Raw genomic sequence first — 14,398 nt, forward strand, 5'->3', positions numbered from 1 at the left:
TGACTGCCGTTGCGGTGCTCAGGAGGTGGTGCCGCTCACGTCTCCAGGCGGTATCCGTGGCCGCGCAGGGTGATGATCCGGGGGACGCGTACGGGCGCCGTCGCGGCGGCTTCGGCCTCGGCGAGGCGGCGGCGCAGGGAGGCCATGGTGACGTCCAGTGTCTTGGTGGGCCCGAACCAGTTCTCGTCCCACACCTGGGCCATCAGGGTCTCGCGGCTCACCGCGCTGTCCGCCTGCCGGGCGAGCGCCGCGAGGAGTTCGAACTCCTTGGGGCGCAGGGTCAGTTCACGGTCGCGCAGCAGGCAGCGGCGGGCGGCGGTGTCGACGGTCAGGTCGCCGAGGCGGAGGGGTTCCTCCTGGGGCGAGGCGGTCGGGCGGCGGCGCAGATGGGCGCGCAGGCGGGCCAGCAGGACGGTGAGGCTGAAGGGTTTGACCAGGTAGTCGTCGGCGCCCGCGTCGAGACCGGCGATCACGTCGATCTCCTCGCTGCGCGCGGTGAGGACGACGATCAGCAGCTCGGGGAAGCGGGCGCGCAGCCGGCGGGCGAGGTCGAGGCCGTCGGCGTCGGGCAGGCCGAGGTCGAGCAGGACGACGTCGTACGCCGTCCGCTCGGCCTCGGCCAGCGCGCCGGTCCCTGTTCTGGACCAGGTCGGGGCGTAGCCGCCGCTGGTCAGTCCGGTCTCCAGGTGGCGCCCGATGGTGTCGTCGTCCTCGATGACGAGCACGCGGACACGGTCGCGGTCACGCTCGGGAGTGCGGTGGCGGTCCGCGCGGTGTGGCGGGGGAGCGGGAGTGCGCATGGGCGGAAGCGTAGGCGGCCCGTCCGGGACAAGCGGCGTCACAGCTCGCGCAGCTCCTCCACGGCGGGACGGTGCGAGCGGCGTACGCCGTTGAGGGCGGCGGCCGCCACCGCTGTCAGTGCCACCAGCACGGTGGCCGTCACATACGCCCAGGGCACGGCGACCGTCGCCGGTGGCGGGTCGAAGACGCCGGTGAGCACCTTGACCAGCATGTCGGACAGTGCCCAGCCGCTGAGGGCGCCGCCGGCCAGGCCGGCGGCTGTGAGCACGGCCGCCTCGCTGAACACCAGGCCGCGCAGCTGCCTGCGGGTGGCGCCCAGGACGGTGGCGATGGCGAAGGTGCGGCGCCGCTCGGCGAGCCCGAGTCCGAGGACGATGCCGCCGGCTCCGGCGGCCAGCACGATGGCGTAGGCGAGTTCGATGCGGGTGAGTCCGGACAGGTCCACGGAGGTGAGGCTGGAGCCGACCGTGGAGCGGGCCTGGGTGAGGTCGGTGACGGTCGCCGAGGTGCCCACGCGGTGGCGAAGACGGGCGGCCACGTCTTTCTGGTAGGTGCCGCCGGTGTCCACCAGGAAGGCGCCGACGGCGTCGCTGCCGGTGGTCTTGGCGATGTAGGAGGCGTTGGCGACGAAGAAGCTGTCCTTGGGGGCGGTGGGGAACTCCTTGACCACGCCCGCGTAATGGAAGGGCACGGTGCGCAGCGCCTTGGTGCGGCTGTCCTGCACTCGCAGCCGTACGGTGTCGCCGGGGGAGAGCTGGAAGTCGCTCACGGTTTCGGCGCTGACCAGCAGGGCGTCGGGCCTGTGGGCGAGGGTGGCCATGAGCTGCTTGGCGGTGCCGCCGGCGAAATAGGCGTCCTGGAGGGAGGTGGCGGAGGCGATGGTCGCGGGCCGTACGCCGTACAGGTCCTGCAGGTCCGAGCCGACGTAGGCGAACCGGTGCTGGAGTGGTTCGACGTGCCGTACCCCGGGCACGGCAAGGGAGTTGGCGGCATGGGGGCCGGTCCGTGTGCCGGGCGGTTCGGTGACCGTCACGTCGGCGCCGTTGGTGAGGCGGGCGTCGACCTCGGCCTGCTGCTTGTAGGTGGCGTTGAAGGTGGCCGTGGACAGCGCGAAGGACAGGGCGAGTGCGAGCAGTACGACGGACCGGGCCAGGGGGCGTCGGCGGCGGGTCATGGTGGCCGCGGTCATGCCGGACAGGGGGCCGGTGAGCGGCCGGGACAGCAGGGCCAGTCCGCGCCGTCCGTGCGCGAGGGCGAGCGTGGCCAGGCGCCACAGCAGCAGCGCGCTGCCGGCCCACAGCAGGCCGGGGCCGAGGAAGGCCCAGTAGGACACGGAGATGCTGGGTACGCCTTCGGGGGCGAGGACGAGCGCGTACTGGTTGCCGCTGGAGGCGCGGAAGACGAGCAGCGAGGCGGCCAGGAGCAGGAAGTCCAGGCCGCAGCGCATCCACCACGGCGAGCGGTTTCGGCGGTCCGTGTGCCGGCGTGCCCGGGCGACGGTGACGGCCCGCAGGTCCCGCAGCGCGGGCGCGAGGACCGCCAGCGCCGCGACGGCGAGGCCGAGCGCGAGGGCGGCGGCGGACCACAGGGTGGCCGAGGTCGCGCTCGCCCCGAACGAGGCCGTGCCGAAGGCCAGTTGGCCCACGAGCGCGGCGAGGCCGATGCCGAGCAGTCCGCCCGTGAGCCCGGTGAGGCCCGCTTCGACCGCGGCCAGGGCCGCGATCTGCCGGCCCCGCAGCCCGCGGGTGCGCAGCACGGCCTGTTCGCGCCGCCGCCGCTCGGCACCCGCTCCGGCCACGGCGGCGGTCAGCGCGGCGGCGAGCACCGCGCCGGGGACTCCCAGGAACAGGAAGAGGATCTGTGCGTACAGGGCGTCCTGCCGGGCGGCGTCGAGTGAGGCGCCGAGGTTGTCGCCGACGAGCGCGCCGCCAGAAGTGGCCGCCTCCAGGTGGTGCGCCGCGCGGGTGACGGCGGTGAACGCGGCGGCGGGGTCGGCGGGCAGCCGGGCGTCGCGGGCCACGTGGATCTGTGTGGTGACGGCGGCCGGGTCGGCCGATGCGACCGGTGTGGTCAGCGTCGTGAAGAGTCCGGCGGGCAGCAGGATCACGTTGTCCGGCGGGGCCGTGGGCTGCGACTGCGGCGGGGCGCCGACCTTCTGGAACAGTGAGTCGGCCTGCGGCAGGTCGATCACCCCCGCCACCCGGACGCAACTCGCCGGAGCTCCCGGCAGCGCGATGGTGACCGTGTCGCCGGGTGCCACATGGAGGTTGGCGGCGGTCTGCTGGGCCAGCAGCACCCCGGAGGAGCCGCCGGTCAGGTGACGGATCGTGTGCGGGAACAGCTCCTGGTAGCCGCTGGGCAGTCCCAGCACCACGCCCGGGCCGGTGGTCTGCGTACTGCCGCCGGAGCTGGCCCTGAAGCCGGTGCTGCGGGCGAAGCCGACCGGGACGGCGACCCGCACGCCGGGCGTGGTCCGCACCGTGTGCAGGACCGACTGCGCGTCGGCGCCCGGCTGTACCTCCACCTGCCAGTCCACGGCCACCGAGCGCACCGCCCGCTGCGTCATCGTCGACTTCGAGGCGGTGAGGAAGGAGCCGAGCGCGGCCACCAGGGAGACGGCCAGCGCGATGCCGGCGACGGTGGCGAGCAGCCGGCCCGTACGGCGGCGGACGAGTCCACGGGTCCAGAGGGCGAGCGTGCCGGACCACGCGGTGGCCGTGGCGAGCCGTGCGGTGACGGGACGGGACTGGTGGACGGTCATGACCTCTCCTCGGCCGGGTCGAGCAGGCGTCCGTCGTGCATGGCCAGGCGGACGGGCAGGCGTTCGGCGACGGACGGGTCGTGGGTGGTGACGACGAGGGCCGCACCGGTCTCGTCGGCCGCCGTCATCAGGACGTCCAGGACACGCTGTCCCGTGGCCCGGTCGAGCTGCCCGGTGGGTTCGTCGGCCAGGATCAGCCGGGGGGCGAGCGCCACGACCCGGGCGACGGCCACGCGCTGGCTCTGCCCGCCGGAGAGTTCCTCCGGCAGCCGGTCGGCCAGGTCCGCCGCGCCGACCATGGCCAGCGCGGCGAGCGCGGTGAGGCGGACGCGCTCCTCCCGAACGCCTGCGAGCACGAGCGGCAGCGCGGTGTTCTCCACGACGTTCAGGGCCGGGATCAGGCTCGGCCCCTGGAAGACCAGGCCGATCTCGCGCGGCCCGGCCAGAGCGGGCCAGGACACCTCGCCACTGGTGGGCACTTCGAGCCCGGCCAGCAGATGCAGCAGGGTCGACTTGCCCGACCCCGAGGGACCGGTGAGCGCGATCCGGTCTCCGGTCCGCACCCGGAAGGTGGCGCCGTGCACCGCCACCACCGCGGTCTCACCTCGGCCGAAGGTCCTTGCAGCATCGTGGCACTCGACGAGCACGGCCCTGTCCGCGCCTTGTTGCAGGGACTCGTTCATGGCGCCTCGATCCTTCCGTCGCGCAGGGCGATCACCCGGTCGGCGATCCGGACGGCCTCCACGCTGTGCGTCACGACCAGCACCCCGCGCCCGGCCTCGGCCCGCTTGCGCAGCAGCTCCAGCACGCGCTGCTCGGTGGCGCCGTCGAGTTCGCCGGTCGGCTCGTCCGCCAGCAGCACCTCGGGGTCGTTGGCGAGCGCGACGGCCAGGCCCGCGCGGGCGAGTTCGCCGCCGGACAGCTCCTGTGGCAGGGCGTGGGCGCGGTGGGCGAGTCCGACCTGGTCGAGCAGGACAGCGAGGTCTTCGCGGCGGCCGTCGCCGGCCGCCGCGGCCCGGACCAGCCGGATGTTGTCGCGGACGTTGAGGTGGGGGAGAAGGTTGCCGGACTGGAGCAGGATGCCGATGCGGCGGGCCCGCAGCCGGGCCCGTTCGGCTTCCGGACGATGGCTGATCCGTACTCCGCCGACGTGTACGGCACCGCCAGACGGCTCGTCGAGCCCGGCCAGGCAGGCGAGCAGCGTGGACTTCCCGGAGCCGGAGGGGCCGGTGACGGCGACGGTCTCCCCGCGCCGCACCCGCAGCGAGACGCCGCGCAGGGCGAGCGTCTCCTCCTCACCGGTCCGGTAGAACCGGTACAGCTCGTGCGCGTCGAGGACGACATCGAGGTCGTCGGTCCGCGGGGCGCGCGTACGGGCGCGGACGCCGCCCGCCACCGTGCTGTCCATGGCGGTCACCGCCAGGTGAAGGAGTCGGTGACGATGCGCCACGGGTCCACGTTGTCGGCGTGCAGCGGCCCGGAGAGGGTCACGTCCACCTCGCGGCCCTGGCGGTGGAACGCGTATCGCTCGAAGGCGTCCCGCACCACCTTGCCGGTCACCGGGTCGGGGGCCGAGTCGCCCTGGTAGGTAAGCAGTACGACCTTGCCCGCGTGCCGGGAGACCACGGAGACGTGCCCTATCGCGAAGTGCGGCACGCTGCGCCGCAGTTGGGGGACCGTCTGCGCGGTGACCGAACCGGTCGTGGGGGCGGACGCGGCCGACGTCGGCGCGAGTTCGATGCGGTTCAGCTTGTCGGTGAAGGAGGTGACGGTGCCCTTGCCGGTGCGCGCCCAGCCTTCGGGCACCTTCACGGAGAAGCCGCCGCCGGGCGGAGTGAAGGCGACGTACGCCTGGTTGTCGGGGATGTCGCCCGCCGGGTTGGACTCGGTCGCGGGCGCGGCGGGCGACGACTGGGTCGTACGACTGGTCGTGGACGGGCCGCCGGACCCGCCGGAGCTGCTGGAGCCCTCTGATCCACCGCATGCGGTGATTCCCACCGATGCCAGGACGATGCCGGCAACGGGTAGGACCAGGTGTGTGCGCTTCATCGTGATGTTGCCCTTCTACGGAGACAGGCGCCCGGAGCCGGCACCCGGGCCGGGCGCCCGCGGGCGGTCGGCCATGTCCGTGACGCTAGGCATCGCCTGGTTAACGCCCTGACCGCCGAGGGTTAGACGACGGCAAAACCCGCGCCGTAGGTCCGTCCGGCCCCCGGAGTGTCCCGATGATGAGGGCATGAGACAGCGTGTGCTCCGTGTCGCCCTGGTGGCCGTCCTGGTCGCCCTCGTCGTGCTGGCCGTGCCGCTCGCGGCGGCCATGCGGGCGTACTTCTTCGCCGACGAGCGCGATGAACTGGAACGCGACGCGCTGACCGCCGCCGTACGGGTGGGCCCGGACTTCGTCTCCGGCAACCCCGTGGAGCTGCCGGCGGCGGGCGGAGATGTGCGCCTGGGCGTGTACGACACACGGATGCGGTTGCGTGCGGGCGAGGGGCCGGCCCGGGCGGACCCGGACACCCGCCGCGCGAGCACGGGAACGGTCGTCCGCGGACGCGCCGGCGGGGACCTCGTCGTCGCGGTCCCCGTCTCCCAGAACGAGCAGGTCATCGGCGTCGTCCGTGCCTCGTCACCGGCGTGGGGCGTGTGGCGGCGCATCCTGCTCGCGTGGCTCGCCCTCCTGGGGGCGGCTCTGGGCGCGCTCGCCGTCGCAGTCCTGGTCGCCCGCCGCCAGGCCCGCATCCTTACGGCGCCCCTGGAAGCCCTCTCCCGACAGTCCCGGGCGGTCACCGAGGGGGACCTGACGGCCCGGGCCGCGCCCTCCGCCGTCGCCGAGATCGACCAGGTCGCCCGCACTCACAACGCGATGGTCGAACAACTGGCCCACCTCCTGCAGCGCGAGCGGGACTTCACCGCGAACGCCTCCCACCAGCTACGCACCCCGCTGGCCGGCCTCCAACTGGGCCTGGAGGCCGCCCTGGCCGATCCCCGCACGGATCCGCGAACAGCCCTGGAGGAGGGGCTGGAGAGCACCCACCACCTGCGCCACACCATCGACGAGGTCCTGCGCCTGGCCGGCCCCGAGCGGTCCCCCGTGCCGTCGCCCGCAGCCACCCAACTCCTCGGCGAGGCCCTGGACTCCGCCGAGCAACGCTGGCACGGTCTCTTCGCCGACGCGGGCCGCCGGCTCATCGTCACCGCCGAGCCTGGAACCCGTGAGATGCCCGTACCCGGCCGGACCGTCGGCCAGATCCTCGACGTGCTCCTCGACAACGCCCGCGGGCACGGCCGGGGAACGGCCGAGGTGACGGCCCGCTCCCTCGGTGAGACCGTCGCCCTCGACGTGCGCGACGAGGGAATCCTGCGTACCCACCCCTCGGTGCTCTTCGACCGCGGTCACACCACGGGCCCCGGGGCAGGCATCGGACTCGCGCTCGCCGCAGAGCTGGCCGAGGCGGCGGGCGGCCGGCTGGTCCTGGCGGGCACCGACCCCACGACCTTCACCCTGCTGCTTCCCCCTGACCGCCGGAGACGAACAACTGACCCGCCGCCTACGCGCCGGTCCCGACCGCGCTCACAACGCCTTCCTGCGCACCATCACGGCCAGCACCAGCAGTCCTGGGACCAGTGGGATCCAGACGGTCAGCAGCCGGTAGCCGAGCACCGCCGAGACACCCGCACTTCCCGGGGCTCCGGCGGCGGTCAGCGCCCAGGCGAGCGCGGCGTCCAGGGAACCGAGGCCGCCTGGAGTCGGCAGCAGTACGGCAGCACTGCTCGCGGCGAGACACGCCAGGGCTACTGCCCCCGCTGAAAGAGGCACGTCCAGGGCGCGTACGACGGCGATCACGACTCCGGTGTGCAGTGCGGCGAAGGTGAGAGAGCCGCCGCCCCACAGGGCCGCGGTTCGCGGCGGGCTTGCGTGGACGGCGCGTACATCGGCCACGGCGTCGGCCAGCCAGCGCCGCAGTCTCGTCCTCGTCACGACCACGGCCGCTGCGAGCACCGCCGCCACCAGCGCGCCCGCAGCCAGCAGCTTCCCCGCGCCCACCGACGGCAGCCGCGGGACGCCGGGGCACAGCACGGCGAACACGGCGACCGGCACCGCCCGTGCGGCGGCGCCGGCGGTGCTCTTGACCGCGAGCGCGGTGGCCGCGCGGGCGCGTGGCAGCCCGCAGCGCATCAGGAACCGCAGGTTGACCGCGCCGGCGTCCAGCCCGGCCGGCAGGAGGTGACTGGCGGCGGACGCCGCGAACTGCGCGGTCACCAGACGCCCGGCGGGCAGCACCTCGCGGACCGCGCCCTGCTGGGCGAGAGCCGAGGACGCCCAGGCCAGGGTGGCCGGCACACCCGCCATCAGCAGCCACCCCCGGTCGGCGACGGCCAGCCGGTCCGCACCGGCATCGAGGACGGGCCAGTGGCGTGCGGCGAGACCGGCGGCGCACACGGCGCGACGGCCGCCGCCGTGTGCCACGGGATACGTCTGTCGATAGCCACAGGCGGGATGACGGGCGGAGTCACGAGCCCTGCCCTTCCCGTACGGCCGCAGGAGCGACGTACGCGTCCCCGGTCTTCAGCCGGTGGCGGGACCAGGTGCGGGCGTAGGACGGCGGAGGGGCGGTGTCGGTCGTGAGGACGGCGACCGGCATCCGGCGCGCGGTCCGGGTGAGGGCTTGTGCGGTGGTGTTGGCGTTGTGTCCGCCGGTGTCGGCCGACGCGCAGCCGGCGTAGAAGGCGATCGGGACGTCGTCGTACCCGGTGAGCAGGCAGGGTGGCCGTACCCCGAGACGGTGCAGGTCTGCGACGTCGCGGGCCCAGTCCTGGCGGGCGGCCGTGTTGCGGGAGACGGTGGCCTCCAACACGGCGCACTGCAAGGCCAGATGGCCGGCCGGCCCGACGGCCGTGAGGCCGACGACCACCGGACGCCACCGCCTGCTCGGCGCGGTCATCAGGTGGGCGAGGGCGTCCACGACGGGGATGGCCGGCAGCGCGTACGCGGGGAGCAGGGAGCGGGGCGCGGCGTAGCCGATCAGGAAGAGGTAGGGGACGGCCGCCGTCACGGCGCAGGCCAGTGGCAGGAGCGTGGCCGCCGCGCGCCGGGCCCGCACCGCGACCACCAGCGCGAGGGCCGCGAGCAGCGGCAGGACGAACCACCAGGCCGTCACCGCGGGGTTCGGCATCGCCCCGGTGCACGGGCGGCACAGGGCGCGTCCGCCCAGGCTGCGCAGCTGGTCGCCGACGGCGATGTGCCAGCCCAGGCCGCCCTGGATGCGGGAGCCGCGGCCAGCCGCGCACCCAGACCGCCGAAGCCGACGTACGCCTCGACGATCCACTCGGCGGCCCCGGCCGCCAGTACACCGATCAGCGCGAGCAACAGCCGCAGGTGCCATCGGCGACGGACACGGACCAGCAGCGTGAGCAGGGGGAGGGTGGCCCAGACCGCGTCCGTGGGTCGCATCCACGCCATCAGCGCCGTACTCGCGGCCACGCTCCAGACCGGACCGCTCCGGGTGCGGTCGGCCTGGGCGCGCAGGAAGAAGCCCACGCTCGCGAGGGCACCGACGGCCACCCAGTAGTTGGGCATCACTTGCGGGCCGTGGAACAGCGTGATCCACAGCGACGCGAACAGGGCTCCACCGCCCGCGAGCACCCGTGCCGGGAACAGGTCCCGCCGGCTCCGCAGCGCCCAGTACAGGCCGAGGCCGGACAGAACCGCCAGGCAGACCCGCAGCAACGGCGTCTCGTCCCAGCCGAGGCCCATCCCAGGCCGTGCCGAGCTGAGGACGCGGCGGGGCTTCCGGAGGAGGCTGCAAGCCCGGAAACAGTGACGAGCCTGGCCGCGGCCTGAGCGGGCGCAGGGCCCTCACCGTGGCGGACCGGTCCATGGCGCACGAGGGCGCCCGCGCTTCGGGGCGGGCCACGCTGACGGTGCTGCTGCTGGCCTCGCGTCGAGCCGCTCACGAAGCCGCGCCCGCACCTGTGGTGTGGCCGGGGCGTCTTGGTCGCCGAGCCGGTCCGAGATCTCTAGCAGGCCGCGCATGGGTGATCAACGGACTTGGCCCGCGGCGTTCCCCGCGTGGCCAGCGGCGTCAGCTACACATCAGTTCGCGTCAGCGGCTTTCCGTGCCACGTAGACGGTATTGGCCGCGGTTCCTTCCTGCAGGGGGTTGTCGAAGTCGACGACGTGGGCTTCGGATTCAGCGAAGACCTGGGCGAGGACGGAGTTGAACTGTTCGTCCGGGGGGTCGTTCGACCAGAGAGCGAAGATGCCGTCGGGGTGGAGACGGCTGGCGAGGGCGCGCATCCCGGCAGGCTGGTAGAGCGCCGCGTGACGGGGGTGCAGCACATGGCGCGGTGAATGGTCCACGTCCAGCAGGATGGCGTGGAAACGGCGATCCGGGGTCTGGGGGGCGAGGCCGCGGGAGTCTGCGACCATCGCGAAGAAGTCGCCCTGGACCAGGCGGCAGCGTGGGTCCGACGCCAGGGAGGCACCGAGTGGTACGAGCCGGCGCTGGTGCCAGTCGATGACCTCGCCGAGTGCGTCGATGACGATCAGGGAGCGGACGCGTGGGTCCTCCAGGGCGGCCCGGGCGGTGTAGCCGAGGCCGAGCCCGCCCACGGCGATGTCGAGTTCCTCCGGTTCGGTGTGCGGCAGCTGTGCCAGGCCGAGCCGGGTGAGGGCGATCTCGCCCGCGGTGAAGAGGCTGGACATCAAGAACTCGTCCCCGAGTTTCACTTCGTACACGTCGTCGCCCGATGCCGGGTCCCGTCGGCGCCGAAGACTGATGTCGCCCATCGCCGTCGGGCGCCAGTCGATCTCCTCGAAACGCGCGCTCATCCATGCACCTTTCTCTGCCTGCCACGATCTGGGGCTCCGTCCGCCGCGGCCAAGCAGCGGTTGGCGGTCGTCGCCCGGCTCAGGCGTCGATGATGACGGGGATGATGAGGGGCTTGCGGCGGTAGGTCCGGAACGCCCAGGAGGCCACCGCGCGGGCGATGAGCTGTTCCAGCTGGTGCGCGTCTCCCACTCCTTCCTGGGCCGCGGTCGCCAGAGTCTTCTCGATGACCGGGATGACGGGCTCGAAGGTGGTGTCGTCGTGGACGAAGCCGCGGGCCAGGAAGTCGGGAGTCTCGGCCAGGGCGCCCGTGTCGGCGTCCACGATCGCCACGACGGTGACCACGCCTTCTTCCGCGAGGGTGAGGCGGTCCTTGAGGGACGCCTCGGTGGCGCCGCCGACCTCCATGCCGTCCACGTAGACGTTGCCCGCGGGCACCTTGCCGGTGATCTTGGCGCGGCCGTCGACGAGGTCGACGACGACGCCGTCCTCGGCGATGACCACCCGGTCGGGATCGACCCCCGTACGGATGGCGAGGTCGCCGTTGGCCCGCAGGTGGCGCCACTCGCCGTGGACGGGCATGACATTGCGGGGTTTGACGATGTTGTAGCAGTAGACGAGTTCACCGGCGCTGGCGTGTCCGGAGACGTGCACCTTGGCGTTGCCCTTGTGGACGACGTGGGCACCCCACCGGGTCAGGCCGTTGATCACCCGGTAGATGGCGTTCTCGTTGCCGGGAATGAGGGAGCTGGCGAGCAGGACGGTGTCGCCCTTGCCGATGCGGATCACGTGGTCGCGGTTGGCCATCCGGGACAGAGCCGCCATCGGCTCGCCCTGGGAACCGGTACAGACCAGGGTGATCTTGTGGTCCGCCAGCTTCTCCATTTCCTTGGTGCTCACGACCAGGCCCGAGGGCACCTTCAGGTACCCGAGTTCCCGGGCGATGCCCATGTTGCGGACCATGGAGCGGCCCACGAAGGCGACCTTGCGGCCGTGCTGGTGCGCGGCGTCCAGGACCTGCTGGATGCGGTGCACATGGCTGGCGAAGCTGGAGACGATCACCCGGCGCGGGGCGGTTCGCATCACCTGCTCGATCGCGGGGTTCAGCTCGCGCTCGGAGGTGGTGAAGCCGGGTACTTCGGCGTTGGTGGAGTCGGTGAGGAAGAGGTCGACGCCCTCCTCGCCGAGGCGGGCGAAGGCTCGTAGGTCGGTGATGCGGTCGTCGAGGGGGAACTGGTCCATCTTGAAGTCGCCGGTGTGCAGCACCATTCCGGCGCCGGTGCGGATCGCGACCGCGAGGCCGTCCGGGATGGAGTGGTTGACCGCGATGAACTCGCAGTCGAAGGGGCCGAAGGTGCGCCGGTCGCCCTCACGTACCCGCACCGTGCGTGGCCGGATGCCGTGCTCCTTGAGCTTGGCCTCCAGGAACGCCAGCGTCAGCTTCGAGCCCACGACGGGGATGTCGGAGCGCTCGCGCAGCAGGTACGGCACGCCGCCGATGTGGTCCTCGTGGCCGTGGGTGAGCACTACGGCCACGATGTCGTCCAGGCGGTCCCGGATCGAGGTGAAGTCCGGCAGGATCACGTCCACGCCGGGCTGGGTCTCTTCGGGGAACAGGACGCCGCAGTCGACGATGAGGAGTTTGCCGGCGTGCTCGAAGACGGTCATGTTGCGGCCGATCTCACCCAGGCCGCCCAGGGCGACGACCCGTAGCCCTCCCTTGGGCAGGGGAGGGGCGGCTTTCAGTTCTGGATGCGGATGACTCATACTCTGACGTTACCGGAGAGTCTGTCGAGGTGATCCACTGGCTGCCCAACCAGCCGGTTCAACACGGCGAGGCCGAGGAGTTCAGCCTTCGGAACGGGGCCGCTACGGCAGCGGACGGGACAGCGCGCCGTGGAGGTGGTAGCGGTTGCCGTGGGTGAGCCGTACGCCGGGTGTGCTGGAGAAGATGTCGTGTCCCTTGTCGTGATCGCCCGCCTCGGCCGCCTCCTGGTGGGCCTCGGCGCTGGTCCATTCCGTGTAGAGGAGCACCCGGGTTCCGTCGGTACTCAGCAGGAAGTGCGCCGAGATCGCTCCCGGGTGCCCGCCCTCCTCGGGTTGGGCCGCGATGACGGCGTCGGTGAAGTACCACTGCCGCTCGGGTCCGTCCACATCGAAGGCTGCGGTGATCAGGCAGCCGGGGGTGCGGGTCTCGCCCTCCTCGGCCAGGCTGCGGTACAGCCGGTAGCCGGGCGGTCCGGCGAGCGGGGTCACCGGGCCGTTGCCTCGCAGGTACGCGTCGTGTGCCGCGTCGCTGTCCCATTGGGCACAGGTCAGCAACGTCTCGCCGTCCATGCTCAGAAACCAGGTGATGGCGGCAAGTCCGCCGGCCCAGGGGCCGCGGTCGAACTCGTGGGCATCGGCGTCAGCCGTCCGTCGCTGGTGGTCGGGACTGTTGGTGTGGCGGGTGCCGATGACGATGAGGGGCACATCAGATCGTGCGATACGAGGGAAGGCAGGGCTGATCACGTGTGCTCCTCCACATGCCGGGACGTGTGCTGCGCCGATTGTGGCTGCGTGCCGGGCCGGTCCCGCAACTGCTTTACGGAGATGCCCCTTGGCCCGCTCCACGCCGTCACGCAGATGCGCCGGCTGGACCCGGGAGGAGCCGGGCTGGTGCTGCTGCCGTGAGCCAGGATGCCGCTCACCGCGTCGAGGCCGAGCTTGAGTTGGGAGTCCTTTCATGGCCGATGACGTCACCCGTTTGGAAACCGCCGACCATCTGTCCGCTCTCTTCGCCAACGGCGGAGTGAGCAGGAGCGATCTGCTCATCGCGGCGGCCGGCGCCCGCCCCGAGGTCGGGGGTGTGCTCGCGCAGCTGCCCGACCGCCGCTACACGGAACTGCGGCAGGTCTGGGAGGACCTCCCCGCGATCCCCGTCGGACTCTGAGCGGCACGGAGCACAAACCCATGGCTCTCTTCATGCTGCAACTGGCCCACGGCGAGGACGCCGTGATCGAGGCGGACGCCGCCGGGCGCACCGCGTCGGGCGAGATCGTGCCGGAGCGCACCGACCTGCACGGCAACTCCGAGCGGGTGCACACGTACCGGGCGGACACGGTGACGGCCGTCTTCCGGCGCGGGCCCGCCGACGGCGGCGGCTACCACTGGATTCCACAGCCGCCCGACGGCACCTGGTGGTGCCACTGAAGCGGCCGCCTGCCCGCCGGGGCAGGGGGTGCACTGCACGATCACGCGCAGTCCACGCCGAGAGGATGAGAACGCCGATGGGAACGTTCATGGTGAAACTGACCGACGGCTCCGAGATGATCCTCACCGCCGGACGGGCCACTCGCACCGACGCCGGGGACGTGGCCTTCGAGAACGTGGACGCCCGCGGCAACTGGTCCCGAGCCTGCACCGTCAAGGCCGATCGCCTCGACAGCGCCCACGTATGAGCAGCCTCTGACCGACGAAATACCCTGGGGCGACGGGGCATCGGCCCTTAGGATGACGGCACGGCATCGCGTGTCGGTCACCGTTCGGGTGAGGCATGGAGGTGCCCGTGAGTTTGCCTTACGGAGGCATTCCACTGTGTCAGTCGAGTTGAATCACACCATCGTCCATGCCCGGGACAACCGGGAATCCGCCGAGTTCCTGGCGCACCTCCTGGACCTGGAGATCGGGGCCGAGTGGGGCCCGTTCATCCCCATCGCGCTGAGCAACGGCGTCACCCTGGACTTCGCCGCCATCCCCGCGGAATCGATCGTCATGCAGCACTACGCCTTCCTCGTCACCGAGGAAGAGTTCGACGCCATCTTCCAGCGGATCCAGGATGCCGAGATCACGTACTGGGCCGATCCGCACGGCAAGCAGCCCGGCGAGATCAACCGCAACGACGGCGGGCGCGGTATGTACTTCATGGACCCCGCCGGACACGGCATGGAGGTCATCACCCGCCCTTACGGCAGCGGTGAGCCGACAGCCTCGTAAGCGGAGCCGGCCGGGCGGCGCGTGCGGAGAA

Annotated in this window: 13 protein-coding genes and 2 pseudogenes; 5 read left to right on the forward strand and 10 right to left on the reverse strand. The window is 72.4% G+C overall.

All coding sequences use genetic code 11. The annotated features are described in order from the left end of the window. Nucleotides 1-35: 35 nt before the first annotated feature. Genes QQY66_RS33215 through QQY66_RS33235 form a run of 5 tightly spaced genes read right to left on the reverse strand, consistent with a single transcriptional unit; the run spans nt 36 to nt 5,611 of the window. Nucleotides 36-800, reverse strand: a complete 765-nt coding sequence (locus QQY66_RS33215) for a response regulator transcription factor (RefSeq protein ID WP_301983992.1) — start codon at nt 798-800, stop codon at nt 36-38. 38 nt (nt 801-838) lie between these two features. After that, entirely contained in the window at nt 839-3,562 is a 2,724-nt protein-coding gene (locus QQY66_RS33220; protein WP_301983993.1) for an ABC transporter permease, read from the reverse strand. After that, nucleotides 3,559-4,245, reverse strand: coding sequence for an ABC transporter ATP-binding protein (locus QQY66_RS33225; RefSeq protein WP_301983994.1), 687 nt, complete (start codon nt 4,243-4,245; stop codon nt 3,559-3,561). Before QQY66_RS33225 ends, QQY66_RS33220 begins: the two co-directional genes overlap by 4 nt. After that, on the reverse strand, nt 4,242-4,970 hold the full coding sequence (locus QQY66_RS33230) for an ABC transporter ATP-binding protein (protein ID WP_301983996.1): 729 nt from the start codon (nt 4,968-4,970) through the stop codon (nt 4,242-4,244). The genes QQY66_RS33225 and QQY66_RS33230 overlap by 4 nt, the downstream gene beginning before the upstream one ends. Nucleotides 4,971-4,975: 5 nt before the next feature. Further along, nucleotides 4,976-5,611, reverse strand: coding sequence for a hypothetical protein (locus tag QQY66_RS33235; RefSeq protein ID WP_301983998.1), 636 nt, complete (start codon nt 5,609-5,611; stop codon nt 4,976-4,978). A 421-nt stretch (nt 5,612-6,032) separates the two neighbouring features. On the opposite strand from QQY66_RS33235, the pseudogene QQY66_RS50505 reads away from it, so the two are divergent. Next, nucleotides 6,033-7,070: pseudogene (locus tag QQY66_RS50505) on the forward strand (sensor histidine kinase); the annotation flags it as partial. Nucleotides 7,071-7,133: 63 nt separating this feature from the next. Here the strand turns inward: QQY66_RS50505 and QQY66_RS33245 are convergent. The 5 genes and pseudogenes from QQY66_RS33245 to QQY66_RS33265 all read right to left on the reverse strand — a co-directional run bounded on the left by QQY66_RS33245 (nt 7,134) and on the right by QQY66_RS33265 (nt 12,903). Further along, nucleotides 7,134-8,030 carry a lysylphosphatidylglycerol synthase domain-containing protein gene (locus QQY66_RS33245; protein ID WP_301983999.1) on the reverse strand — a complete coding sequence of 299 codons (897 nt, stop codon included), beginning with the start codon at nt 8,028-8,030 and terminating at the stop codon, nt 7,134-7,136. Nucleotides 8,031-8,073: 43 nt separating this feature from the next. Next, nucleotides 8,074-9,317 (reverse strand): annotated as a pseudogene (locus tag QQY66_RS33250) (hypothetical protein). A 339-nt stretch (nt 9,318-9,656) separates the two neighbouring features. Continuing rightward, complete coding sequence (locus QQY66_RS33255) at nt 9,657-10,394, reverse strand: spermidine synthase (protein ID WP_301984000.1); 738 nt, start codon at nt 10,392-10,394, stop codon at nt 9,657-9,659. 79 nt (nt 10,395-10,473) lie between these two features. After that, a complete protein-coding gene (locus tag QQY66_RS33260; protein ID WP_301984001.1) occupies nt 10,474-12,159 on the reverse strand; it encodes a ribonuclease J in 1,686 nt (561 codons plus the stop codon). A 102-nt stretch (nt 12,160-12,261) separates the two neighbouring features. Then, nucleotides 12,262-12,903: an antibiotic biosynthesis monooxygenase gene (locus tag QQY66_RS33265; protein WP_301984002.1), complete on the reverse strand. Its 642-nt coding sequence runs from the start codon at nt 12,901-12,903 to the stop codon at nt 12,262-12,264. 214 nt (nt 12,904-13,117) lie between these two features. Here QQY66_RS33265 and QQY66_RS33270 point away from each other — a divergent pair, with 214 nt between their 5' ends. The 4 genes from QQY66_RS33270 (at nt 13,118) to QQY66_RS33285 (ending at nt 14,367) form a co-directional block, all read left to right on the forward strand. After that, nucleotides 13,118-13,324 (forward strand): hypothetical protein, encoded by a 207-nt coding sequence (locus QQY66_RS33270; protein WP_301984003.1) that lies wholly within the window; start codon nt 13,118-13,120, stop codon nt 13,322-13,324. A 20-nt stretch (nt 13,325-13,344) separates the two neighbouring features. Further along, the gene (locus QQY66_RS33275; RefSeq protein WP_301984005.1) at nt 13,345-13,584 is read left to right on the forward strand and encodes a hypothetical protein; all 240 of its coding nucleotides are present in this window, start codon (nt 13,345-13,347) and stop codon (nt 13,582-13,584) included. Between the two features lie 77 nt (nt 13,585-13,661). Further along, nucleotides 13,662-13,832, forward strand: coding sequence for a hypothetical protein (locus tag QQY66_RS33280; protein ID WP_301984006.1), 171 nt, complete (start codon nt 13,662-13,664; stop codon nt 13,830-13,832). A 136-nt stretch (nt 13,833-13,968) separates the two neighbouring features. Next, complete coding sequence (locus QQY66_RS33285) at nt 13,969-14,367, forward strand: VOC family protein (RefSeq protein WP_301984007.1); 399 nt, start codon at nt 13,969-13,971, stop codon at nt 14,365-14,367. The last annotated feature ends 31 nt before the right edge of the window (nt 14,368-14,398 follow it).

The sequence above is a fragment of the Streptomyces sp. DG2A-72 genome (assembly GCF_030499575.1).
Lineage (GTDB): Bacteria > Actinomycetota > Actinomycetes > Streptomycetales > Streptomycetaceae > Streptomyces.

Excerpts from the sequence above, each read along its gene's own strand:
- QQY66_RS33220 (WP_301983993.1), bottom strand. The coding sequence starts at position 3,562 with ATGACCGTCCACCAGTCCCGTCCCGTCACCGCACGGCTCGCCACGGCC.
- QQY66_RS33225 (WP_301983994.1), bottom strand. The coding sequence starts at position 4,245 with ATGAACGAGTCCCTGCAACAAGGCGCGGACAGGGCCGTGCTCGTCGAG.
- QQY66_RS33280 (WP_301984006.1), top strand. The coding sequence starts at position 13,662 with ATGGGAACGTTCATGGTGAAACTGACCGACGGCTCCGAGATGATCCTC.
- QQY66_RS33230 (WP_301983996.1), bottom strand. The coding sequence starts at position 4,970 with ATGGACAGCACGGTGGCGGGCGGCGTCCGCGCCCGTACGCGCGCCCCG.
- QQY66_RS33275 (WP_301984005.1), top strand. The coding sequence starts at position 13,345 with ATGGCTCTCTTCATGCTGCAACTGGCCCACGGCGAGGACGCCGTGATC.
- QQY66_RS33270 (WP_301984003.1), top strand. The coding sequence starts at position 13,118 with ATGGCCGATGACGTCACCCGTTTGGAAACCGCCGACCATCTGTCCGCT.
- QQY66_RS33260 (WP_301984001.1), bottom strand. The coding sequence starts at position 12,159 with ATGAGTCATCCGCATCCAGAACTGAAAGCCGCCCCTCCCCTGCCCAAG.
- QQY66_RS33215 (WP_301983992.1), bottom strand. The coding sequence starts at position 800 with ATGCGCACTCCCGCTCCCCCGCCACACCGCGCGGACCGCCACCGCACT.
- QQY66_RS33235 (WP_301983998.1), bottom strand. The coding sequence starts at position 5,611 with ATGAAGCGCACACACCTGGTCCTACCCGTTGCCGGCATCGTCCTGGCA.
- QQY66_RS33255 (WP_301984000.1), bottom strand. The coding sequence starts at position 10,394 with ATGAGCGCGCGTTTCGAGGAGATCGACTGGCGCCCGACGGCGATGGGC.